The following is a 22,721-nucleotide window of genomic DNA, read 5'->3' on the forward strand; positions in this document are numbered from 1 at the left end:
AAGGCATTTTGCTGGCCCCGAAGCCCGAAAGTTACAGACAGAATCACTTTAATTTCAGGTGGTTAGGGCTGGCTTTAAATGCGCAATGTATGGATTACGCTGATTTCGTTAGGCTTGGCTGGCATCGCCGTCTCCGCCCAGGCCAAAGACCTTCAAGCCAATGACCGGTATATGTGCAGCTGGGGCGCGGGCACTGCAGCCAGAGCCCAGGAACTCAAACTGGCCGGTGTTTCGCTGTACGCCGCCCGCCAGAAATTACAGACCTACAAGTTCAGCAAACCGTGGATGCGCATGACGGCCATGGGTATTACCGAGCAAACCTACGACAGCCCGTCGCGGATCAAACCCGCAGCACTGCGCCAGAGTTTCTACGAAGATTGCGTGCGCTTTAAGTTGGCGCGCAAATGACCGAGTGACCTACAACCGGTCTTCCATCAGCTTCAGATACTCCGGGCTGTCGGAGATCGAATTGTGCCCCACGCCAGGAATAACCTTCAGGGTCGCCACACCTTTGGCGAAATGCCCGTAGAGTTTTTCCGTGCTGGAGGGCGGGATGACTTCATCCTGCCCGGCCGCGAGCAACAGCGTCGGTATCGAGATGTGCTCGGCGTATTTCCACGATTCGAACTTGTCCTGCAACAGCCACTTCACCGGGAATATCGGGTACTGGCGGACGGCGAGGTCTTCGAGGCTGTTGTAGGGGGTGATCAGGATCAGTCGGGAGGCCGGGCGCTGGCTGGCGAGGCGCACGGCGACGCCCGAGCCCAGGCTGCGGCCGACCACGGCGATGTGGGGATGGGTGTCGTAGACTTTGTCGAACAAGGTCAGGGCATCGCGGGAAATCGCCTCTTCGGAAGGTGAGCCGGTGCTGCCTCCGAAGCCCCGGTAGTGCAGCAAGTACAGGGCATGGTCGGGGAATGCCTGGGAAAACACGGGCAGGTTGCGCGAAACATCCTCGGCATTTCCACCAAAATAGATCAGTGCATTTGGTCCGTCGTGCGGTTTGACGGTGACCTGCACCTGTGCGTCCGCCACCGATAGCGTGAGCCGCGTTTCGGGCGCCCCGAGCGTGGCGGGTTGCGGGAAGTAGATCAGGGCACGCTGGAACACGAACAGCGCGACGCAGAGCGCCAGGTACAACGCGGTAACGATGATGATGAGATACATCAGGGTGCGCGACATTCGGTTAGTGTGAGTGGGTGGCATTGACTGCTCTGGGCCTGAGGACCGCGACGGCTTGATCGCATTCAGAGTGTAGTTGAATCACGGTGGGGCCCTTGGGGGTGTGATTTTTGAGGGGGCGGGGCATATCCGTTGCTGCGGTAACGGCTGCGTATGGTTTCGCCCTTACGGCGAGTCACTTTCGAAAAGCCTGCGCGGCCCGGCGGAAAGTAACCAAAGCGCTTTTGCCCCTTTCGTTCGGTGGCTCGCTAATGCTCGCCATGCCCTCGCTCCGGTCCTGCTCCGTGGGCCCGCCGCGATCGGCCATCCCTGGTCGTGCGCGGCTAACCCGGCATCCATGCCGGGTTGCCCACTGCGCAGAACCTCCGCTCGGCCTCTCGAGGGGGCGACTACCGCCACAGCCGCCGAGGCGGCCTGAAAGCCGACCTGGCTCTTTGGTGCACGCGTTCCCTCATTTCGGATATGTACACCGATCCCCCTGTAGGAGCCGGCTTGCTGGCGATGGCGTCCTTTCAGGCGATAGATGTGTCGACTGACCCACCGCTATCGTCGGAACGCCGCCCGCAGCAAGCCGGCTCCTACAGGGGCAACGCGTTTGCTTTTGATTTTCACCACTCATCAGGCCGAGCGTTAGCTCGCCTTCCGCTTTTGATCTTGAGGTGCACGCCCCCTCGAGAGGCCGAGTGGAGGTTCTGCGCAGTGGGCAACCCGGCATGGATGCCGGGTTAGCCGCCCCCGGCCATGGATGGCCGATGGCGGCGGGCCCACGGAGCAGGACCGGAGCGAGGGTATGGCGAGCATTAGCGAGCCACCGAACGAAAGGGGCAAGAGCGCTTGGTTACTTGGGGCTTTTCCAAGTGACCCGCTGTAAGAGCGGAACCGCCAGCCGCCATCACCAAAATAATGGATATACCCCCAAGCAATTGCCGCCGCCCACCAGCACTTGAGACCTCGTTGTATTTCAAGCAAGGACGAATTGCCGCCGGCAGCTATTCTCTTGGCTAGCAGAGGACTCGTGGCGCTGGTGATCGCGCCGTTTGCCGCGCAACAAGCGCAAAAGAGTGGAAGGACACCACCATGAGCCACACTGATGGATACACGCGTCGACGAATACTCACGCTGGCTGCCGGTGCTTCGGCGGTGCTCACTTTCGATCCGGCCTTTGCAGCCACCGCGCCGTCGAAGGAAACAGGAGGCAAGAACATGCTGACCCGCGCCATTCCTTCCAGCAACGAGCCATTGCCCCTTGTCGGCGTGGGCACCTATCGCGGCTTTGATGTCGCACCTGCCGATCCGGCCTACAAAAACCTGCCCGCCGTTCTCAGCGCGTTATTTGAAAAGGGCGGCACGGTGATCGACAGCTCACCCATGTATGGCCGCGCCGAGCAGACCATCGGCGAACTGCTGTCGATCCACAAGCCGCGTTCACCCGCGTTCCTGGCCACCAAGGTGTGGACCCGTGGCCGCGAAGAAGGCATCGCGCAGATGGAGCAATCGTTCAAACTGCTGCAGACCGACCGGATCGACCTGATGCAGATCCATAACCTGCTGGACTGGAAAACCCATTTGCCTACATTGCGCAAGTGGAAGGAAGAAGGGCGGATTCGCTACATCGGCATCACCCATTACACCGCGTCGGCATATGAGGAAGTGGAAGCGGTGCTCAAAGCCGAGCCACTGGATTTCTTGCAGATCAACTATGCGCTGGACGATCGCGGGGTCGAGAAACGCATCCTGCCGCTGTGTCGCGAACGCGGCGTGGCGGTGATCTGTAACCGGCCATTTGGCGGCGGTGATTTGCTTGCCCGCTTGAAGGGCAAACCGCTGCCCGGCTGGGCCTCGCAAGTCGGCGTCACCAGTTGGGCACAATTGGCGCTCAAGTATTTGCTGGCGCACTCGGCAGTGACCTGCGTCATCCCCGGCACCGGCAACCCGCGTTACATGGCGGACAACGCCGGTGCCGGTTTCGGCCCGATGCTGACGGGGGCGCAACGCGAGCAGTTGATCGATGTGGTCGGATAACCGCAGGTGCCGTCAGTTTTTTTTCTTGATGAGTTTGTTGAGGTAGTACTTGAGGCTCAAGCGATCCTTGGGCCTTGGTTTGTAGTGGGTTTTGTTTCTTTGCGCAGGATCAGCCACCACGGTTGCTGCGGTGTAGTAGTACAGCGCGATGGACCGGCGTGTAATGTGTTCCGGCGTCGTCAGAGGCTCCGGGTGTCCATGATTGCTGTCCTTGTCGGTGTTGAAAATGACACAGCGGTTGTAGATCGGCAGGACTTTCTTGAGGCACGTCTTCATCCCGACGTCCCATAGTTCCAGGTTGCCGCCGTACGCCTCTTGCCAATCCTGATTCAAGTAAATAATGGCATTCAGTCTGCGCTCGATATTCAACTTTTTGTTGAGCCGGAAGTCCGAGTGCACCCCCAGAAACCCACCCTTTTTCGTTTCGTGCAGTCCGCCGCCGGTAAAGTAAGGATCGGGAATCAAACCCTCGATACCTGTGAGTTTTTCAAGAAACTGCAACATGGGCGCCGAGTTGAAGGCGTTGAAAACCGTCTTCAAGTAGGGATCGCATTCGTTGGGGCTGACTTGCCGTTTGTGCTGACCCTTATAGCCGCGCTCATAGAGCATTTCGTTGTTGGTTGGCTCGACGGGAAAATGCGCGCAGATGCTCGCAATCAGGTCCTGCGGTAAAAAGTCGTCAATGACGATGTGTGGAAAGGGGGTGGCTTGAGCATAAGTACTGGCTAGCGAGTGACCGAAAGTGCTGGCAGCGTTCTGGTCAAAATCCAGCTCCGGGGTGGTGACGATGGGAAGTGTCTGAGTGATCGGTGTCATTACCGCTCCAATAGTCTGTTCATAACAACCTGCGAGTGCTTCCGGCAAGAGGGGCGCGCTACTTGTTACGCGCTGCCGATACCTGGTTGTTGTCACCTTTCAAACGTTTAAGGATGTCGTTGTACATCTTCGTTCGTCTGTGCGTTGTCGCATAACCGCCAGCGGCCGCGACGGTGCCCGCTTGAATATGGTCGAGGTAGCTGAATATCTTGCGCGGGGACAACAGTTCAACAACATAGCCCAACTGGGTCATGCGGTCCTGGAGGGTATAACCAGGTACGCGCTCATCCATCAGGAAATGCATGCCGTGTTGCTTCATCAGCTTGCAGTTCCATAAGGTACAGAAGCTTTTCAAATAAACTTCCCTGTAGGGCTTTGGCTCTCTGGAACGGAGTCCCAGGGACAGTTTCAGGCGTCTGACGTGATGTTTTACCAGTCGTGAGCTAAAGCGCCAAAGGGTTCTGGTGGTGCCGCGGTTAAGTTGTTCTGTGCACCCGACGGCCACGACATTCGGGTTTTTAATGCACTTGTTCAACATCATTGAAAATACATTTTTGTCGAAAATAAACGTATCGGTGTGCAGCAGGAACAGAAAGTCGGTCTCAACCCGTTCCAGCACCAGGTCGAGTGCTTTGCCATGCGCGATATGACCATGCTCCGGCTCGGGAGCTTTTCGCTCGATCAGGTTGATCCAGTCCAGTGTGCGCAGATAGTCGGTGCTTTCATCGGCCGAGTCGTTATCAACCACCCAGACCGGAATGTTGCTGTCGCCCAGGTGCTGATGTAGCAGGTCGAGGCAAATCCGGGTTATTTCGATGGTTTTGTAATTGACCAGGACAATGCTGAAGGGTGGTTTCTGTTGCGACAGAAAATCATTGTTATTCATGTGACATGCACTCTTTAAAAACCTGGAAACAGCAATAAAAATTCAAGACCACTTATTGCTTGCGGCGCTAAGACAGGTATCGCCGGAACCAGTTTAGCGTTCTTTCCCAGGCAAGTTTGGCTGCGGCCTCATCGAATCGAGGCGTGGAATCGTTATGGAAACCGTGGTTGGCGCCGGGGTAGATGTAGGCTTCATAGGTTTTGCCGGCTGCTTTTAATGCCTGCTCGTAGGCGGGCCATCCTTCGTTGATGCGTGTGTCCAGTTCGCCAAAGTGAAGCATCACCGGCGCCTTGATCCGGGGGACATCCCTGGCGTCTGGTTGCCGGCCATAGAAGGACACGGCAGCCCCGAGTTCGGGATAGGCCACGGCAGCCGCGTTGGCGACGCCACCGCCATAGCAGAAGCCGGTGATGCCGACTTTTCCGGTGGTCGTATCGTGTTTCATCAGCCACTCGATCGCGGCGAAAAAGTCATTCATGAGCTTTTCAGGATCAACGGTCGCCTGGAGCTCCCGGCCTTTGTCGTCGTTGCCGGGATAGCCGCCCACCGACGTCAGGCCATCGGGGGCAAGGGCGATGAACCCGGCCTTGGCCACGCGTCGGGCAACATCTTCGATGTAGGGGTTGAGCCCGCGGTTTTCATGCACGACGACCACGGCCGCCACTTTGCCGGTGGCTTTTGCCGGACGCACCCGATAGGCCCGAACCTGCCCGTGGCCCTTGGGCGAGGGGTAGGTGATGTACTCGGCGATGATGTCCGGGTCGGTAAACGCCACTTGTTCGGCCAAGGCATAGTCGGGACTCAGGGCGGCGAGGAGCGCACTGGCGGTCAGGCCACCAAGGGTGAATAACGCCGCCCGGTCGAGAAACTCTCGCCGGTTGATCTTGCCGTGGGCGTAGTAGTCGTAGAGTTCGAGCAGCTCAGGGGCAAAGTCTTTCGCAGTAAGACGATTCATCTTTGCGCTTCCTTTGAAGTGGGCGGTTGCTCTGTCAGTTCGAAAAAGCGGCGACAACTATCAATTCTAGCCGCGCATAAAAAAAGAGACGTAAGTCTCTTTTTTGTTTCTTCTGATTACGTTCATCGAGCACGGTTCAGTTCAGGCATTGCGCCCCGGCGCTCGCCACTTGCGCATCCTGCTCGGCTTTTACGCCAGACACGCCGACCGCACCCACCACCTGACCGTCGACGATGATCGGCACGCCGCCTTCCAGGGATGTCAGCAAGGGGGCCGACAAAAACGCGAAGCGCCCGCCGTTGACCATTTCTTCATAACCTTTGGACTCGCGCCGACCCAGCGCCGAGGTGCGTGCCTTTTCGGTGGCGATGTAAGCGCTGATGGGCGCGCAGCCGTCGAGGCGTTCGAGGGCGAGGGGATGGCCGCCGTCGTCGACGATCGCGATGGTCACGGCCCATTGGTTATTTTGTGCTTCGGTGCGTGCGGCCGCGAGGATCCGGCTGACTTCGGTCTGGCTCAGGACGGCTTTGCTTTTCATGGGGAATCTCCGGTGATCGATGAGGGCAGCGCCGCGTCGAGCAGTTCGATCCAGTGCCGGACCGGGGTCCGGCCCGCGCCGTCGAGATGCGACTGACAGCCGATATTGGCGGTAACGATAACTTCAGGATGGCCACTTTCCAGCGCATTCAGTTTGTTGTCGCGCAGTTGCCGGGACAGTTCGGGTTGGGTGATCGAATAAGTGCCCGCCGACCCGCAGCACAAATGGCTGTCGGGCACAGGTGTGAGGTTGAAACCGAGGCGAGCAAGGAGCGCTTCCACCGCGCCGCCGAGCTTTTGCGCGTGCTGCAAAGTGCAGGGGCAATGGAAGGCCAAACGCTGGTCACTGTGGATGCCGAGTGTTTCCAGCGGTTCGTCGCGCAACACTTCCACCAGGTCCCTGGCCAGCGCGCTGACTCTTTTTGCCTTCTCGGCGTAGGCCGGATCGCGTTCGAGTAAATGGCCATAGTCCTTGATGAAGGCGCCACAGCCACTGGCGGTTTGCACGATGGCTTCCGCACCGTTCTCGATACTCGGCCACCACGCATCGATATTGCGACGAGCGCGGTCGAGGCCGGCTGCCTGAGCGTCGAGGTGATAATCCACCGCGCCGCAACACCCGGCTTCGCTGGACGGGGTGACACTGATACCCAGTCGATCCAGCCCCCGCGCCGCCGCCGCATTGGTGTTGGGCGACAGGCTCGGCTGTACGCAGCCTTCGAGCATCAGCACCTGACGGGCATGGCGGGTGGTGGGGCGTGGCCGGGGGAGATAAACATGGCGAGGCAACTTTGCCTGCAAGGTGTTGGGCAGCAGTGCCCGAAAAACCTGACCGCTGTTGATCAGCGCTTTGAACAGTCCCGGATTAAGGACGACGCTGCGCAATCCCTCGCGCAACAGACGTTGGTCGATGGAACGCGGCACCGCCGCATCGACCACCGCCCGGCCGATGTCGAGCAAGTTGTGATAATCGACCCCGGAAGGACAGGTGGTTTCGCAATTGCGGCACGACAGGCAGCGGTCCAGATGCTGTTGGGTTTTCTGCGTGACCTCGTTGCCTTCCAGCACCTGTTTGATCAGGTAGATGCGGCCCCGTGGCCCATCTAGCTCATCGCCGAGCAATTGATAGGTCGGGCAGGTGGCATTGCAGAAACCGCAGTGCACGCAGGTGCGCAGGATGCTTTCGGCTTCTTCGGCGCGGGGCAGCTGCCGGGCGGTTTCGCTCAGGGTTGTCTGCATGGTTCAAAGCTCCGCGTACAAGCGTGCCGGGTTGAAAATGCCCCGTGGGTCGAGTTGTTGCTTGAGGCTGCGGTGGTAGCGCATCAACGCGGCAGGCAACGGCTGGAACGGGCTGTCGATCAGGCCATGGCTGTAGCAGGTTACATGGCCGCCGACCTCATCCACGACCTGGCGAATGAACGCCGCTTCGGCGTCAGACTTGAGCCAGCGCTGGGCGCCGCCCCAGTCGAGCAGTTGCCGGCCGGGCAGGGACAACCGCGGCGTGTTGTGCGGTACGGACAGGCGCCACAGTGGCTGGCCCTCGTCGAAGAAACTCAGTCGGTGCTCGTTGAGATCCGCCCAATACGAGGCGTCCAGAAGCTCACCGCCCAAACGGTCATGAGCCGCCGCCACCGAGCCTTCGCCGCCCTCAAGCCGCAAGTGCAGGCGTTGCCCGTCGTGGCACGCGGCACTGATCGGCAACGGCTGCTGGCCCCATTCAGCGAGGCGCAACAAAGCACGATCGCTGTCCATTTCCAGGCTGATGCTCAGGGTTTGCCGTGGTTTGGGCAGGACCTTGAGCGAGACTTCGGTGATCACGCCAAGGGAGCCGAAACTGCCGGCCATCAGGCGCGACAGGTCGTAACCGGCGACGTTTTTCATCACTTCGCCGCCAAAGCGCAAATGCTTGCCGTGCCCGGTGATGACCCGTGTGCCGAGGACGAAATCGCGCACCGAGCCTGACCAGGGACGACGCGGTCCCGACAGGCCACTGGCGATCATCCCGCCGACGGTGGCATCGTCGCCAAAGGACGGTGGTTCGCAGGGCAGCATCTGCTGCGCTTCATCCAGCACGTGCGCCAGTTCGGACAAGGGCGTGCCGCAGCGGGCGGTGATCACCAGCTCGGTCGGGTCGTAGCTGACGATGCCTCGGTGGCTTCGCGTGTCGAGTACTTCGCCCGCAACGATGCGCCCCAGAAACGCCTTGCTGTTGGAGCCCTGAATGCGCAGCGGCGTGGCGTTTTCCAGCGCTTGATTGACCTGCTCCAGCAGCACGCCGCTGTCATCGATATCGAGTTCGCAGCGCATCAGAATCGCTCCAGATCAGGGAAGGGCAACTGACCCAGGTGCACGTGCATGGCGCCAAATTCGGCGCAGCGGTGCAGCGTCGGAATGTTCTTGCCGGGGTTGAGCAAACCGCCGGGATCGAACGCGGCTTTGACGGCATGGAACAGCGTCAGCTCATCGGCGTTGAACTGCGCGCACATCTGATTGATCTTCTCGCGGCCCACGCCGTGCTCGCCGGTGATGCTGCCGCCGACTTTCACGCACAATTCGAGGATCTTGCCGCCCAGCGCTTCGGCGCGGTCGAGCTCACCCGGTTGATTGGCATCGAACAGAATCAATGGGTGCATGTTGCCGTCACCGGCGTGGAAAACGTTGGCGACGCGCAAGCCATACTCGGCGGACAACGCGGCAATGGCGCGCAGCACGCCGGGCAACTCGCGGCGCGGGATCGTCCCGTCCATGCAGTAATAATCCGGCGAGAGCCGACCGACAGCCGGAAAGGCATTCTTGCGTCCGGCCCAGAAACGCACGCGCTCGGCTTCATCCCTGGCCTGGCGCACTTCGGTGGCGCCGGCCTGTTCCAGCACCTGGCGTACGCGGTCGCAGTCATCGTGGACATCGGCTTCGACGCCATCGAGTTCGCACAGCAGGATGGCTTCGGCGTCCACCGGGTAGCCGGCGTGGATGAAGTCTTCAGCGGCACGGATCGCCAGGTTGTCCATCATTTCCAGACCGCCTGGAATGATGCCGGCGGCAATGATGTCACCCACCGCTCGGCCAGCTTTTTCGACGGAGTCGAACGCCGCCAGCAGCACCTTGGCGGACTGCGGTTTGGGCAGCAGTTTGACGGTGACCTCGGTGATCACCCCGAGCATGCCTTCGGAACCTGTGAACAGTGCCAGCAGGTCGAAGCCGGGTGAATCGAGGGCATCGGAGCCCAATGTCAGGTGTTCGCCGTCCACGGTCAGGATGTCGACCTTGAGCAGGTTGTGCACGGTCAGGCCGTACTTCAGGCAATGCACGCCGCCAGCGTTTTCGGCGACGTTGCCGCCGATGGAGCAGGCGATCTGTGAGGAAGGGTCGGGCGCGTAGTACAGGCCGAAGGGGGCTGCTGCCTGGGAAATAGCGAGGTTGCGTACGCCGGGCTGGACCCGTGCCGTGCGGGCGGCCGGGTCGATGTGCAGGATGTTGTTGAAGCGCGCCATGACCAGCAGCACGCCTTTTTCCAGCGGTAACGCGCCGCCGGACAAACCGGTGCCGGCACCGCGGGCGACCACCGGCACATGCATTTCATGGCAGAGCCGGAGCACGCCTTGGACTTCGTCGAGATGGCGTGGCAGGACCACCAGCAGGGGCGTGGTGCGATAGGCCGAGAGTCCGTCGCATTCGTATGGCTTGAGTTCTTCTTGCTGATGCAGCACTTCCAGGGCCGGCAAACGGGTTTGCAGGGCTTGCAACAGTGCTGACTTGTTGACGTCGGGCAGCGCTCCGTCAACGCGTTCATCGTAGAGAATGTTCATGGTCGTTTTACGATACTCCGTTCGTGTGCGGCCGGGCAGCGGTCTGTTTACTCAGGTTTTGTGTGTGTATCCGTTATTTTGGTGATGGCTGATATTGGTTTCGCCCTTACGGCGAGTCACTTGGAGAAGCGCCAAGTAACCAAGCGCTTTTGCCCCTGTCGTTCGGTGCCTCGCCTAGGCTCGGCATGCCCTCGCTCCGGTTCTGCTCCGTGGGCCCGCCGCGATCGGCCATCCTTGGCCGTGCGCGGCTAACCCGGCATCCATGCCGGGTTGCCCACTGCGCAGAACCTCCACTCGGCCTCTCGAGGGGGCGTGTACCTCAAGATCAAAAGCTGAAGGCGAGCTAACGCTCGGCCTGATGAGTGGTGAAAATCAAAAGCACACACGATTCCCTGTAGGAGCGAGGCTTGCCCGCGAAAAACGCCCAGACACCGCGTTCATTCAGACAGCCCTCGTTATCGTTGACGTCCATCGCTGGCAAGCCAGCTCCTACAAGGGAAATGCGTATGTGTCTGGATAAATACGATCCCCTGTAGGAGCCGGCTTGCTGGCGATAGCGGTGAGTCAGTCAACGTATGTATTGGCTGGACGGACGCCATCGCCAGCAAGCCGGCTCCTACAGGGGGAATGTGCAAACATCCAAAATTAGTGCAGCCACCACAATGTGGGAGTGTGCACACGGCCAAAGAGCCAGGTCGGCTTTCAGGCCGCCTCGGCGGCTGTGGCGGTAGCCGCCCCCGGCCATGGATGGCCGATGGCGGCGGGCCCACGGAGCAGGACCGGAGCGAGGGCATGGCGAGCATTAGCGAGCCACCGAACGACAGGGGCAAGAGCCCTTGGTTACTTGGGGCTTTTCCAAGTGACTCGCTGTAAGAGCGAAACCGCCAGCAGCCATCACCGCAGAAACGGATATGCCCCCAGCGCTCAATGCCCACCCACCACCATATGACTAAACGGCGCCACATAAGCCTGCAACGTCACCAACCCCCCCACCAGAATCGCCAGAATGACGGAATGGAAGAACACATAACGCAGAATTTCCCCCTCATGCCCATACCAACGCGTAGCAGTGGAAGCCACCACGATCGACTGCGCATCGACCATCTTGCCCATGACCCCACCGGAACTGTTGGCAGCAGCCATCAACACCGGACTAAGCCCCAATTGCTCGGCCGTCACCCGCTGCAGCCCGCCGAACAGCACGTTGGACGCCGTGTCCGACCCAGTCAGCGCCACGCCGAGCCAGCCGAGCAAGGTGCCAAACATCGGGTAAAAGATACCCGTCGCAGCGAACGCCAGGCCCATGGTCGCGTCCAGCCCCGAATAGCGGGTGAGGAAGCCGAGCGCGAGCATCGCGACGATGGTAATCAGCGAGTAACGCACGACCCAGATCGTGCGCAGATAGTGTTTGACCAACTGCGGGATGGAGTAACCCATCAATAGCCCACCAAAGATCGCCGCCAGCAAGATGCCGCTGCCGGTGCTGGTCAGCCAGGTGAACTTGTAGACTGCGTCCTCGGTTTTAGGCGCAGGCACCACCGGTGGGACCTTTTCGATTTGCTGGTGGATCGTGCCGAAGGTGACGACCGGCGCAAAGATCGGGTTCGCTTCGCGCAGCGGTTTGCCTTGGGGGTCGAGCTTGGCCGAGTGGGTCACGGGATCAATCGCCGGGCGGGTATCGAACAGGTTTTTGAAGCCTTGGGTACCCCAGGCGAACACGAACACCGTGAGGATGATCCACGGCATCCACGCGCGCATGACCGCAGGCTTGGCATCGCTGGCGAAGGTCGCGCTGGCGATGGGTTTCTCGTCATGTTCTTCGGCTATTTTGGAGTTGTCGACGCGCCCGGACAGCGCGGCGGAGGTGTGCACGGTCGCGGGTTTCCACACCTTGAGAAAACCGGTGAGGCAGGCCATGGAAATCAGTGCGGCGATCACGTCCACCAGCATCGGCCCGTGATAGTTGGAGACCAGGAATTGCGGCACGGCGAAACTGACCCCGGCGACCAGGATGGCCGGCCAGATTTCCAGCATCTTGCGCCACCCGGCAAAGGCCCAGATCAACCAGAACGGCACGATCACCGAGAAAAACGGCAATTGCCGACCGACCATCATCGACAGTTCCATTTCGTCCAGACCGGTCACTTTGGCCAGGGTAATGATCGGCGTGCCGAGGGCGCCGAACGCCACGGGCGCGGTGTTGGCGATCAACGCCAGGCCCGACGCCGCCAGCGGCGAGAAGCCCAGGCCAATCAGAATCGCGCCGGTCACCGCCACGGGTGTGCCGAAACCGGCAGCCCCTTCGAAGAAGGCACCGAAGCAGAAGGCAATCAGCAGCAGTTGCAGGCGGCGATCGTCGGTAATGCGCGCCAGCGAGTCCTGCAGCACTTTGAATGAGCCGTTTTCGGTAGTCAGCCGGTGCAGGAAGATGATGTTCAGCACAATCCAGCCAATTGGCAGCAAGCCGTTGGCGGCGCCGTAAAGGGCGGCCGAGCCTGCCATGTTCGCCGGCATGCCGAAGGCGAAAATCGCGATGACCAGCGCTGAGGCGAGGGCGAGCAAGGCCGCCAGATGGGCCTTGATGTGGAAAAAGGCCAGGGCTGCGAGCATCACCACGACCGGCACAGCGGCCATGATGGTTGAAATGACCGGGTTGCCGAACGGATCGTAGATTTGCTGCCAGACCATGTTCCACCTCTGCTTTTTATTGTTGGGATTGCAGACCCCGAGGGGGCGGTGGCTTGTAGTATAGGTGGCATTACGCCGCTGTCTTGTGCCCCATAAATCACGCCTTTTGGCGGATGGGTCGAACTTGAAACAGGGACTGCAGATCGCCTTTACTGGATTCAATCACCCGGAGGAACGCGATGATGACTGAGCGCCACATGGTTCATACGGAAACGCTGTCGAACGATTGCAGCATCAAGGTCAAGGCCGAGATCCTGCGAGACGGTTCGTTGGGAATGTTCATCGGGGTATACCGACCCGATGGCTCTGCCATTGAGGAGAATGATCACCCGGCGTTGCATTTTCTCGACATGGAGGCCGCGATGGAGTGGGGGATCGAGAAAGCCAAGGATATCGGCAATGGCCAGCGGACGTTATAGGGGCTGACATCCGGATGTGCGGTATGCCGGGCCCCGTGATAAAGGGGAGCTGACTGGCGGGCCTTGCCATAAAAAAGCCAAAAGAGTACAAATGTACTCCATGACGACTTTAACTCCCCGCCGTACTGCCATCCTGACGTTTATCCGTGATCGAATCGCGGAGCACGGTCAGTCCCCGAGCCTCGCTGAAATCAGCGAGGCCTTTGGTTTCGCCTCCCGCAGCGTGGCGCGCAAGCATGTGCTGGCGCTGACCGAAGCCGGTTTTATCGAGGTCAATCCGCATCAGGCCCGAGGCATTCGTTTGCTCGGGCAACCGGCGCGCCCCGAGCTGCTGGACATTCCGGTCCTCGGCCGGGTGGCGGCGGGGGCGCCGATCGGTGCCGATGCCGAGGTGCACAGCCGCTTGCTGCTCGACCCGTCGATCTTCTCCCGGGTGCCGGATTACATGCTGCGGGTCCAGGGTGATTCGATGATCGAGGACGGCATCCTCGATGGCGACCTGGTGGGCGTGCATCGCAATCCCGAAGCGCTCAATGGTCAGATCGTCGTGGCGCGGCTTGACGGCGAAGTGACCATCAAGCGTTTCGAGCGGGTCGGCGATGCTGTGCGCCTGTTGCCGCGCAACCCGGCCTATAAGCCGATCATCGTCGAGGCCGATCAGGACCTGGCCATCGAAGGGGTGTTCTGCGGTCTGGTGAGGCAAGGGTGATGGGCGCCGTCGTTGCGCTGGACACGCTGTTCAATGGCGGCCAGGTCTGGAAGGGTCGGCCTGCGCCACCAACGGTCAGCCCGCAACCCACCGGGCATGCGGCGCTGGATGCGGCGTTGCCCACTGGCGGCTGGCCGGAGGCGGCGCTGACCGAAATTCTCCTGGCCGGGCAGGGTGTCGGCGAGTTGCAACTGGTGTGGCCGGCGCTGGCGCGGTTGTCGGCGGCGGGTGAGCGCATCGTGCTGGTGGCACCGCCGTACGTGCCGTATCCGCAAGCCTGGCAGAACGCCGGGGTTGATCTGCGCCAGTTGTCGATAATCCAGGCCAGCGAGCGCGATGCGCTGTGGGCGGCGGAACAATGCCTGCGTTCGGGCAGTTGCGGCGCAGTGCTGTGCTGGCCGCACAAGGCGGATGACCGTGCCTTGCGGCGCTTGCAGGTGGCGGCGGAAACCGGCTCGACCCTGGCATTCGCCTACCGCTCGATCCATGAAGCGATCAACCCGTCACCGGCCGCGCTGCGCATCGCCATCGATGCCAGGCCTGCGCAATTGCGCGTGCTCAAGTGCCGGGGCGGGTTGGCCCGCTCGGCGCCGATTGCCTTCCCTGTGGGGCATTGAGGTTGCCATGCGCTGGGTGTGCATTCTCTTCCCGCAATTGGCGCTGGACGCGGTACTGCGTCAGCGCCCCGATCCCGATGAGCCGCTGGCGCTGCTGACCGGTCCGGCGCAGCGTCGGGTGTTGCAGGCGGTCAACGCTTCGGCGCGGGCGCTGGGCTTGCGCCCCGGCATGTCGATGACCGCCGCGCAGGCCTTGAGCAAAGACTTTGTCACGGCGGAATACGACGCGGCCGAGATCGAGCACTGGCAGCAGTTTCTCGCGGCCTGGGCCTACCGCTTCAGCTCCCAGGTCAGCGTGCATTACCCACGTGCGGTGGTGTTTGAAATCGAGTCCAGCCTGGGACTGTTTGGCGACTGGCCGCAATTCGAAGCGCGCTTGCGCACCGAACTCGGCGAACTGGGCTTTCGTCATCGGATTGTTGCCGCGCCCAACCCGGTGGCGGCGCGGGTATTGGCCAATGCGTATGACGGTCTGGTGGTGCCGGACGCTCAAGCCTTGCAGCATCATCTTGGGCAATTGCCTGTCGACCGGATCGCTCTGGAGCCGGCAGTGGCCACGGCATTGTCGCGCATGGGGTTGCGCACCTTGAGCCAGGTGCAGGCGTTACCGCGACAGAGCCTGGCGCGGCGTTTCGAGGCCCAGGTGCTCAAGCACCTGGACGCGCTGTCTGGCGAGCGACGGCTGGCGCTGGCGTTCTACCTGCCGCCGGACCGCTTCGATGTGCGCATCGAACTCAATTTCGACGTGCAATCCCATCAGGCGCTGCTGTTTCCGTTACGCCGGCTGACCGGCGATCTGTCGGCGTTCCTGTGCGGTCGCGACAGCGGTGTGCAGCGTTTTGACCTGCACCTGGAACATGCCGGCTTGCCGGACAGCGTGATCAAGGTCGGCCTGCTCAGCGCCGAGCGCGATCCGGCGATGCTCTTCGAACTGGCCCGAGGGCGGCTGGAACAGGTTCAGGTCGAGGCGCCGGTGCGCGGGTTTCGTTTGCGCGCCGAAGACTTGCCGGCCTTCGTTCCGCAGTATCAGGAACTGTTCGATGATCGCCCGCAGCAGTCCTTGCCCTGGGAGCAACTGCGCGAACGCTTGCGCGCGCGGCTGGGGGATGACGCGGTGCAGGGCTTGCGGTTCCAGGCCGATCACCGGCCGGAGTGCGCGTGGCAGGCCAGTGCCGAGAGCCAGCGCTGCGCGGTGATGCCTGGCGTGCAGCGTCCGGGCTGGTTGCTGACGGAGCCGCAAGCGGTACACGAAGGTTCGACGCGCATCCTTATGGGCCCGGAGCGCATCGAGTCCGGTTGGTGGGACGGCGCCGATGTGCGCCGCGACTACTACCTGATCGAAACCCGTTCCGGCCAACAGGGCTGGGCCTATCGTACGGTCGGTGAGGGCGGCCCGTTGTGGTTGCAGGGGTGGTTCGCATGAGCATTGATTATGCCGAGCTGCACTGCCTGTCGAACTTCAGTTTCCAGCGTGGCGCCTCCAGTGCCCTCGAACTTTTTCAGCGGGCGAAAAAACTGGGCTATCAGGCGCTGGCGATCACCGACGAATGCACGCTGGCGGGCATTGTCCGCGCCTGGCAAGCGGCCAAATCCGTGGAGCTGCCACTGATCATCGGCAGCGAAGTGCGCATCGAGAACGGTCCGAAACTGGTGCTGCTGGTGGAGAGCCTTGAGGGCTACCAAAACCTGTGCCGGCTGATTACCCGGGCGCGGCGTCGTTCGCAGAAAGGCCGGTATCAGGTGCTGCGGGAGGATTTCAGCGCGCCTTTGCCGGGGCTGTTGGCGTTGTGGGTGCCGGATGCGCCGGATGATTTTCAAACCGGTCACTGGCTGAAGCAAGCCTTCGCCGAGCGCCTGTGGCTGGCGGTCCAGTTACATCGCGGCCAGGACGATATCCGGCGATTGAGTGCGTTGATGACGTTGGCAAGGGAGCTGCGAATCCCGGCAGTGGCCAGCGGCGATGTGCACATGCACACGCGTGGGCGGCGCGCCTTGCAGGACACCATGACCGCAATCCGTCATCACCTGCCGGTGGCCGAGGCCGGGTTGCGCCTGCACCCCAACGGCGAACGGCATCTGCGCAGCCTCGACGTGTTGCAATCGATCTACCCGCAAGCATTGCTCGATGAAACCTTGACCATCGCCCGGCGTTGCACCTTCGACCTTGGCCAGTTGCGATATCAGTATCCCCGCGAACTGGTGCCCGAAGGCCAGACGGCCTCGTCCTGGTTGCGTCATTTGACCGAAGAGGGGATCACATGGCGCTGGCCAAAAGGCCCGCAAGCCAAGGTGCTCAAACAGATCGACAAGGAACTGGAGCTGATTGCCGAACTGGGCTACGAAAGTTACTTCCTGACGGTTCACGACATCGTCCGGTTTGCTCGTGAGCAAAAAATCCTCTGTCAGGGCCGTGGTTCAGCCGCCAACTCGGCGGTGTGTTATGCCTTGGGAATCACGGAAATCGATCCGGATCGCACCACGCTGTTGTTCGAGCGCTTTCTCTCCAAAGAGCGCAACGAGCCGCCGGACATCGACGTCGATTTCGAGCACGAGCGACGCGAAGAAGTCTTGCAGTACGTGTTCCAGCGTTATGGCCGGACCCGTGCGGCGTTGACGGCGGTGGTCAGCACCTACCACGCGGCCGGCGCGGTACGCGATGTGGCCAAGGCGTTGGGTTTGCCGCCGGACCAGGTCAATGCCCTGGCCGATTGCTGCGGCCACTGGAGTGATGAAACACCACCGGTGGAGCGCCTGCGTGAAGGCGGTTTCGATCCCGAGAGCCCGGTGTTGCGCCGGGTGCTGAGCCTGACCGGGCAACTGATCGGTTTCCCCCGGCACCTGTCCCAGCACCCGGGTGGTTTCGTCATTTCCGAGCAACCGCTGGACAGTCTGGTGCCGGTGGAAAACGCCGCCATGGCCGAGCGCACCATCATCCAGTGGGACAAGGACGATCTGGACGCGGTCGGTTTGCTCAAGGTCGATATTCTTGCGCTGGGCATGCTCAGCGCCATCCGCCGCTGCTTTGATCTGCTGCGACGGCACCGCAACCTTGATTTAAGCCTGGCGACGATCCCGTCCGAAGACCCGCAAACCTACGACATGATTGGTCATGCGGACACCATTGGCGTGTTCCAGATCGAGTCCCGGGCGCAGATGTCGATGCTGCCGAGGCTTAAACCCCGGAAGTTTTATGACCTGGTGATCGAAGTGGCGATCGTCAGGCCGGGGCCGATCCAGGGTGGCATGGTGCATCCGTACCTGCGACGGCGGAACAAACAGGAGCCCGAGACTTACCCGTCTCCAGAACTGGAAGCGGTACTCAAGCGCACGCTCGGCGTACCGCTGTTCCAGGAGCAGGTGATGCAGATCGCCATCGTTGCTGCCGACTACAGCCCCGGTGAAGCCGATCAATTGCGCCGTTCCATGGCCGCCTGGAAACGCCATGGCGGACTGGAACCACATAAGGATCGCCTGGCCGCCGGAATGAAGAAAAACGGCTACACACCCGAATTCGCCGCGCAGATTTTCGAGCAGATCAAAGGCTTCGGCAGCTACGGATTTCCCGAGTCCCACGCCGCCAGTTTTGCCTTGCTGACCTATGCCAGTTGCTGGTTGAAATGCCACGAACCGGCGGCCTTCGCCTGTGCGCTGATCAACAGCTGGCCCATGGGTTTCTACAGCCCGGACCAGATTCTGCAGGATGCGCGCCGGCATCATTTGCAGATCTGCCCGGTGGACGTGCGCGCCAGCGACTGGGATTGCAGCCTCGAACCCGTCATCGGTGCGCAGCCGGCGATTCGCATGGGGCTGCGGATGATCAAGGGTTTTCGCGAAGACGATGCGCGGCGTATCGAAGCCGCGAGGTCCAAGGGGGCGTTTATCGACATCGCCGACCTCGGCGAACGGGCGCGGCTCGACGCCCGTACGCAGGAGCAACTGGCCGATGCCGGCGCGTTGCGTGGGCTGGCCGGTGATCGTCATCGAGCACGCTGGGAAGTGGCGGGGGTGCAGAAGCAATTGGGCTTGTTCGCCGGTTTGCCGAGCCAGGAAGAGGACGCGGTGGCATTGCCCAAACCCACGGTGGGCGAAGACCTGCTGGCGGATTACAACAGTCTCGGCACCACCCTCGGCCCGCATCCACTGGCCTTGTTGCGGGGTGAGTTGAAAGCCCGGCGCTGTCGCAGTTCGCGGGAGTTGCTGGACGTCGAGCATGGCCGCCCGGTCAGCGTCGCCGGGCTGGTGACCGGTCGGCAGCGTCCGGGCACGGCCAGTGGCGTGACTTTCGTCACCCTTGAAGACGAGTTCGGCAACGTCAACGTGGTGGTCTGGCGCGACCTGGCCGACCGGCAACGGCAGGTGTTGGTCGGCTCGCAGTTGCTCAAGGTCGACGGGCGCTGGGAGAAGGAAGGCGAGGTGCGGCATTTGATTGCCGGACGCTTGAGCGACCTGAGTCCGCTACTGGATGGCATCAACGTACGCAGCCGGGATTTCCATTGAAGGATCATGCCGTTAATTTTCTGCACAACACCGAACCTGTAGGAGCCGGCTTGCTGGCGAAGCGGTGGTGGCCGTGATGACGCCATCGCCAGCAAGCCGGCTCCTACAGGTCGTGGTGATTCTCTGACTATTTAGCCTCTGGCCAAAACCGCTCGCCACCACCCGGCGCATCCGTCCACGCCTGCAACGACCGTGTCGGCAAATCGAAATAATCCCGCGTACGCGCGTACCCATGCCCACCCATTCGCCCGATCGCATCGAGCCCCAATTGATCGATGTACAGGGTTTTCGGGTCGATCAGTTCATCCCGCACATGCGCCATCAGCACTTCACCAAAAATAATCTCCCGCGACTGCCCGATGGACAGCGCCATCATCCGTCGGCATTCCAGCGCCACGGGCGCCTCGCCGATCCGCGGGCATTTGACCGTGGTGCCGGGAATCGCAGTGAGTCCGGCGGCGGTCAGTTCGTCGAACCCGGGAGCGAAAGGCACGGCGCAGACATTCATCGCTTCCACCAGCGCATCACTGACGATATTGACGGTGAATTCCTGATTGAGCTGGATATTGCGCGTAGTGTCTTTGGGGCTCTGGTCCCCATAGTTTTCCACGCCCAGTGCGAGGATCGGCGGGTCGGCGGACAGCGCATTGAAGAAGCTGAACGGCGCGGCGTTGATCCGTCCTTCGCCATCAATCGTGGTGACCAGCGCGATGGGCCGAGGCACCACGCTGCCGATCAGAATCTTGTATTTGTCCCGCGCACTGAGGGTGCTGAAGTCGAAGCTTTGCATGGGCAGAAATCTCTAAGGAAGGGGATCAATCGCACTCAGCGGCGCTTGTGCGCTGTAGTCATCGGCGAACGGGATGGCCGGTTTGAACAGGCTTTTCCAGTCCGGTCGACCGAAGGCTCGATCGCTGTGGCTGCGCATCAGTGTTTCGAATTGTCGTTGGGCCTGGCGTTGCAGGGCGGGGTAGTCGGCGCCTTGAACCTGTCCGTCCTGCATCACGCAGCGGCCGTCGATGTAGCTGGCGATGCAGTCATCACCGCGTCCGGCCAGCACCAGGTTTTTCAAGGGATCGAACAGCGGCCCGAGGTGCAGGCCGCGAAGGCTGAATACCGTGATGTCGGCCTTGGCTCCCGGTGCCAGACGACCGATGTCGTCACGCCCCAACGCCTTGGCGCCCCCGAGCGTGGCCGCGTTGTAAAAATCCAGGGCGCTGGTCAGCGAACCGCCGCCCTCCATCAAGCGAGCGATGTTCAACCCCTGACGCATGTTCTCCAGCAGGTCCGCCGGCCAGGTGTCGGTGCCCAGCGCAAAGTTGATGCCCTTGGCCCGATAGCGTCCGAACGAGTTCAGCGCCTCGCCGTCCCGGGCAAACACCACCGGGCAATGCACCAGGCTCGCGCCGCCATCCACCAGCCGTTGCAGGTCTGCATCACCTTGGGTGTAAATGCCGTGGGGCAGCAGGCTGCGCGGGGTCAGCAGGTTCAACTGCTCCAGCCAGGCCAATGGCGAAGCGCCCCGCAACTGCTCGACCATCGCCACTTCGCCGAGGCCCTGACAGCAATGCAAGCGCATCGGCGCGTTCAGTTCGCGGCTCAGCGCGGCGGTGCGTTGCAGCAGCGCCGGGGTGCAGGTCTGGATGCGATCCGGCAGCAGCGCGCCGCGAATCAAACCGTCATGTGCACCGTCGAAATCCTGGAAAAAACGGGCCGCAGCGTCGAGCCCGGCCAGGCCCCGCGCTTCATCCCAGTGATGCCCGAGGCTGCCATCGGCGCGCCAATAACTCATGCCACTCATGTAGCAGGGCCCGAGGTAAGTCCGCAGCCCCAGCTCGGCCGCCACGCCAGCCACCGCAGCAAATTCGTCGTAGGTCTCGGCCCACTCGCGGTAATACATCGAGGTGATCGGCATGGCGGTGGTGATGCCGTTGCGGATCAGTTGCGTGAAGGCGTAGCGGTATTTGAAGACTTCTTCGTCCGCGCTGTAACTCTCCCGCGGACCTGCCGCCAGATAGTCCTCGGACCACATCCGTCCCATGTCGCGATCATCGCCGTTGTCCAGCGTCAGCACCGTGGAATCGAGGTCGCCGAGTGCATCCAGATCGATGAAGCCGGGACCGATCAGCGCGTTGCCGTAATCAATCCACTGATCCACCGGCCCCGAATAACCACGCCCGACAAACACAATGCGCGAGCCCTCGAACACCACTTCGCCGTCGCGCCACAGCACATGCTGCGTGCCGTCGAAGCCGACCACGCAGCTGCTTTTCAGGGCGATGCGCTTCACAACCGGCTTTCCAGCAGTCGACCACCTGCGGCAATCAGCTCGCCGCGCCGATAGACCTGTCGCAGCGGTCGAGCCACCACGGCTTCACCCAGCGTCTGCACCGGCATCAACAGGAAGTCCGCCGGTTGACCGAGCTCCACGCCATAATCCTCGCAGCCCAACGCCAGCGCACCATTCACCGTCGACGCTGCAAACGCCGCCGCCAGTTCCTCGTCCTTGTTCAAGTCGAAACGGAACGCCAGCAGCATCGCCCGTTCCAGCATGTCGCCGTTACCCATGGGCGACCAGGCGTCGCGGATGCCGTCCGAACCCAGGCACACGTTCACCCCCGCCTCGCGCAACGCCAGGAACGGCGGCACCGCACAATCGGCCGGTGCCGAACTCATCAACGAAATGCCCAACGCCGCCAAGCGTTCGGCCACGGGTTTGACCTGGCTCCAAGGCAACATCCCGAGGCAATAGGCGTGGCTGATCATCACTCGGCCATGGCGCCCGAAATGCTCGGTGTAATCGGCGATCAGCGCGATTTGCCACAGGCCCAGTTCACCTTTGTCGTGCAGGTGAATGTCGACGCCACGGTCGAATTCGCTGGCCAGTTTGAACACGAAATCCAGTTGGGCGACGGGGTCGTTGTCGATGCCGCACGGGTCGAGCCCCCCGACGTTTTCCACGCCCAGGGCCATGGCCTCGCGCATCAGCTCGGCGGTGCCGGGGCGGCTGATCAGGCCGGTTTGCGGGAATACCACCAGTTGCAGGTCGATCAGGTCGCGGTAGCGTTCGCGCAGTTGTTGCATGGCTTCGACATGACGCAGGCCGAAATCCGGGTCGATGTCGACGTGGCAACGCATGGTCAGCGAACCACGGGCGATGCAGTTTTCCAGCAGGGCGCCGGCTCGCTCGGCGATGGGGCTCTGAACTTCACGCAGCACGCGGCGCTCGTTGGCGATGTAGTCCTTGAGCGTCGGCCCGGCGCTGTTCGGGCGCCAGGGTTGGCCCCAGAGGGTTTTGTCGAGGTGGACGTGGCTTTCCACCAGGGCCGGGGTGAGGAGCTGGTTCTGGCCATCGATGTCGGTGGCATTCAGTGGTGCGGACGATGCCGGACGGCGTTGTTTGAACAGGCCGTTTTCAATCAGCAGGTCTTCGGCGGTGGAACCGTAGGGCCGCACGTTGCGCAGCCAGCGGGGGTGATTCATTTCAAACCTCAAGCTTTGTGGTGTTTGGGCAGGCCTCTTCGCGGGCAAGCCTCGCTCCTACAGGTCCTGCGCTGCTCTTGTAGGAGCGAGGCTTGCCCGCGAAG

Annotated in this window: 19 protein-coding genes; 7 read left to right on the plus strand and 12 right to left on the minus strand. The window is 61.6% G+C overall.

The genetic code is table 11. From position 1 onward, the window contains the following. The first annotated feature begins 78 nt into the window (after positions 1 to 78). Complete coding sequence (locus K5R88_RS03670) at positions 79 to 408, plus strand: hypothetical protein (protein ID WP_008041150.1); 330 nt, start codon at positions 79 to 81, stop codon at positions 406 to 408. A gap of 9 nt (positions 409 to 417) precedes the next feature. Here the strand turns inward: K5R88_RS03670 and K5R88_RS03675 are convergent, their stop codons facing one another. After that, positions 418 to 1,206: an alpha/beta hydrolase gene (locus tag K5R88_RS03675; protein ID WP_226299217.1), complete on the minus strand. Its 789-nt coding sequence runs from the start codon at positions 1,204 to 1,206 to the stop codon at positions 418 to 420. Between the two features lie 1,053 nt (positions 1,207 to 2,259). Here K5R88_RS03675 and K5R88_RS03680 point away from each other — a divergent pair. Further along, positions 2,260 to 3,204 (plus strand): aldo/keto reductase, encoded by a 945-nt coding sequence (locus tag K5R88_RS03680; protein WP_008043900.1) that lies wholly within the window; start codon positions 2,260 to 2,262, stop codon positions 3,202 to 3,204. A 12-nt stretch (positions 3,205 to 3,216) separates the two neighbouring features. On the opposite strand, the gene K5R88_RS03685 is transcribed toward K5R88_RS03680, so the two are convergent. The 8 genes from K5R88_RS03685 to K5R88_RS03720 all read right to left on the minus strand — a co-directional run bounded on the left by K5R88_RS03685 (position 3,217) and on the right by K5R88_RS03720 (position 12,892). Continuing rightward, on the minus strand, positions 3,217 to 4,020 hold the full coding sequence (locus K5R88_RS03685) for a 2OG-Fe(II) oxygenase (RefSeq protein ID WP_008043901.1): 804 nt from the start codon (positions 4,018 to 4,020) through the stop codon (positions 3,217 to 3,219). 58 nt (positions 4,021 to 4,078) lie between these two features. Beyond that, positions 4,079 to 4,906, minus strand: a complete 828-nt coding sequence (locus K5R88_RS03690; RefSeq protein ID WP_192227393.1) for a glycosyltransferase — start codon at positions 4,904 to 4,906, stop codon at positions 4,079 to 4,081. Between the two features lie 67 nt (positions 4,907 to 4,973). Then, entirely contained in the window at positions 4,974 to 5,861 is an 888-nt protein-coding gene (yghX, locus tag K5R88_RS03695; RefSeq protein ID WP_008043907.1) for a YghX family hydrolase, read from the minus strand. A gap of 136 nt (positions 5,862 to 5,997) precedes the next feature. Then, positions 5,998 to 6,399, minus strand: a complete 402-nt coding sequence (locus tag K5R88_RS03700; protein ID WP_223452340.1) for a heme-binding protein — start codon at positions 6,397 to 6,399, stop codon at positions 5,998 to 6,000. Continuing rightward, complete coding sequence (gene glcF, locus K5R88_RS03705) at positions 6,396 to 7,637, minus strand: glycolate oxidase subunit GlcF (protein ID WP_226299218.1); 1,242 nt, start codon at positions 7,635 to 7,637, stop codon at positions 6,396 to 6,398. Before glcF ends, K5R88_RS03700 begins: the two co-directional genes overlap by 4 nt. Before the next feature lie 3 nt (positions 7,638 to 7,640). Further along, on the minus strand, positions 7,641 to 8,705 hold the full coding sequence (glcE, locus tag K5R88_RS03710) for a glycolate oxidase subunit GlcE (RefSeq protein WP_226299219.1): 1,065 nt from the start codon (positions 8,703 to 8,705) through the stop codon (positions 7,641 to 7,643). Continuing rightward, positions 8,705 to 10,204, minus strand: coding sequence for a glycolate oxidase subunit GlcD (gene glcD, locus K5R88_RS03715; protein ID WP_008043914.1), 1,500 nt, complete (start codon positions 10,202 to 10,204; stop codon positions 8,705 to 8,707). The genes glcE and glcD overlap by 1 nt, the downstream gene beginning before the upstream one ends. A gap of 924 nt (positions 10,205 to 11,128) precedes the next feature. Beyond that, entirely contained in the window at positions 11,129 to 12,892 is a 1,764-nt protein-coding gene (locus K5R88_RS03720; protein WP_008042563.1) for an L-lactate permease, read from the minus strand. Between the two features lie 182 nt (positions 12,893 to 13,074). Here K5R88_RS03720 and K5R88_RS03725 point away from each other — a divergent pair, with 182 nt between their 5' ends. The 5 genes from K5R88_RS03725 (at position 13,075) to K5R88_RS03745 (ending at position 19,134) form a co-directional block, all read left to right on the plus strand. Further along, positions 13,075 to 13,311, plus strand: coding sequence for a hypothetical protein (locus K5R88_RS03725; RefSeq protein WP_032832733.1), 237 nt, complete (start codon positions 13,075 to 13,077; stop codon positions 13,309 to 13,311). A gap of 91 nt (positions 13,312 to 13,402) precedes the next feature. Then, positions 13,403 to 14,020 carry a transcriptional repressor LexA gene (gene lexA, locus K5R88_RS03730; RefSeq protein WP_008034491.1) on the plus strand — a complete coding sequence of 206 codons (618 nt, stop codon included), beginning with the start codon at positions 13,403 to 13,405 and terminating at the stop codon, positions 14,018 to 14,020. Then, positions 14,020 to 14,637, plus strand: a complete 618-nt coding sequence (gene imuA, locus K5R88_RS03735; RefSeq protein ID WP_008034486.1) for a translesion DNA synthesis-associated protein ImuA — start codon at positions 14,020 to 14,022, stop codon at positions 14,635 to 14,637. Before lexA ends, imuA begins: the two co-directional genes overlap by 1 nt. A gap of 7 nt (positions 14,638 to 14,644) precedes the next feature. Next, on the plus strand, positions 14,645 to 16,060 hold the full coding sequence (locus tag K5R88_RS03740) for a Y-family DNA polymerase (RefSeq protein ID WP_207286605.1): 1,416 nt from the start codon (positions 14,645 to 14,647) through the stop codon (positions 16,058 to 16,060). Beyond that, positions 16,036 to 19,134, plus strand: a complete 3,099-nt coding sequence (locus K5R88_RS03745) for an error-prone DNA polymerase (protein WP_226299220.1) — start codon at positions 16,036 to 16,038, stop codon at positions 19,132 to 19,134. The genes K5R88_RS03740 and K5R88_RS03745 overlap by 25 nt, the downstream gene beginning before the upstream one ends. A 127-nt stretch (positions 19,135 to 19,261) precedes the next feature. Here the strand turns inward: K5R88_RS03745 and K5R88_RS03750 are convergent, their stop codons facing one another. The 3 genes from K5R88_RS03750 to K5R88_RS03760 are packed head-to-tail and all read right to left on the minus strand — an operon-like array spanning position 19,262 to position 22,617. Next, positions 19,262 to 19,924, minus strand: a complete 663-nt coding sequence (locus K5R88_RS03750; RefSeq protein WP_008031517.1) for a flavin reductase family protein — start codon at positions 19,922 to 19,924, stop codon at positions 19,262 to 19,264. Between the two features lie 12 nt (positions 19,925 to 19,936). Continuing rightward, positions 19,937 to 21,424, minus strand: a complete 1,488-nt coding sequence (locus K5R88_RS03755; RefSeq protein WP_226299221.1) for an amidohydrolase family protein — start codon at positions 21,422 to 21,424, stop codon at positions 19,937 to 19,939. After that, the gene (locus K5R88_RS03760) at positions 21,421 to 22,617 is read right to left on the minus strand and encodes an amidohydrolase family protein (RefSeq protein ID WP_226299222.1); all 1,197 of its coding nucleotides are present in this window, start codon (positions 22,615 to 22,617) and stop codon (positions 21,421 to 21,423) included. Before K5R88_RS03760 ends, K5R88_RS03755 begins: the two co-directional genes overlap by 4 nt. Positions 22,618 to 22,721: the final 104 nt, after the last annotated feature.

Source organism: Pseudomonas sp. MM213 (genome assembly GCF_020423045.1).
Taxonomy (GTDB): Bacteria; Pseudomonadota; Gammaproteobacteria; order Pseudomonadales; family Pseudomonadaceae; genus Aquipseudomonas; species Aquipseudomonas migulae.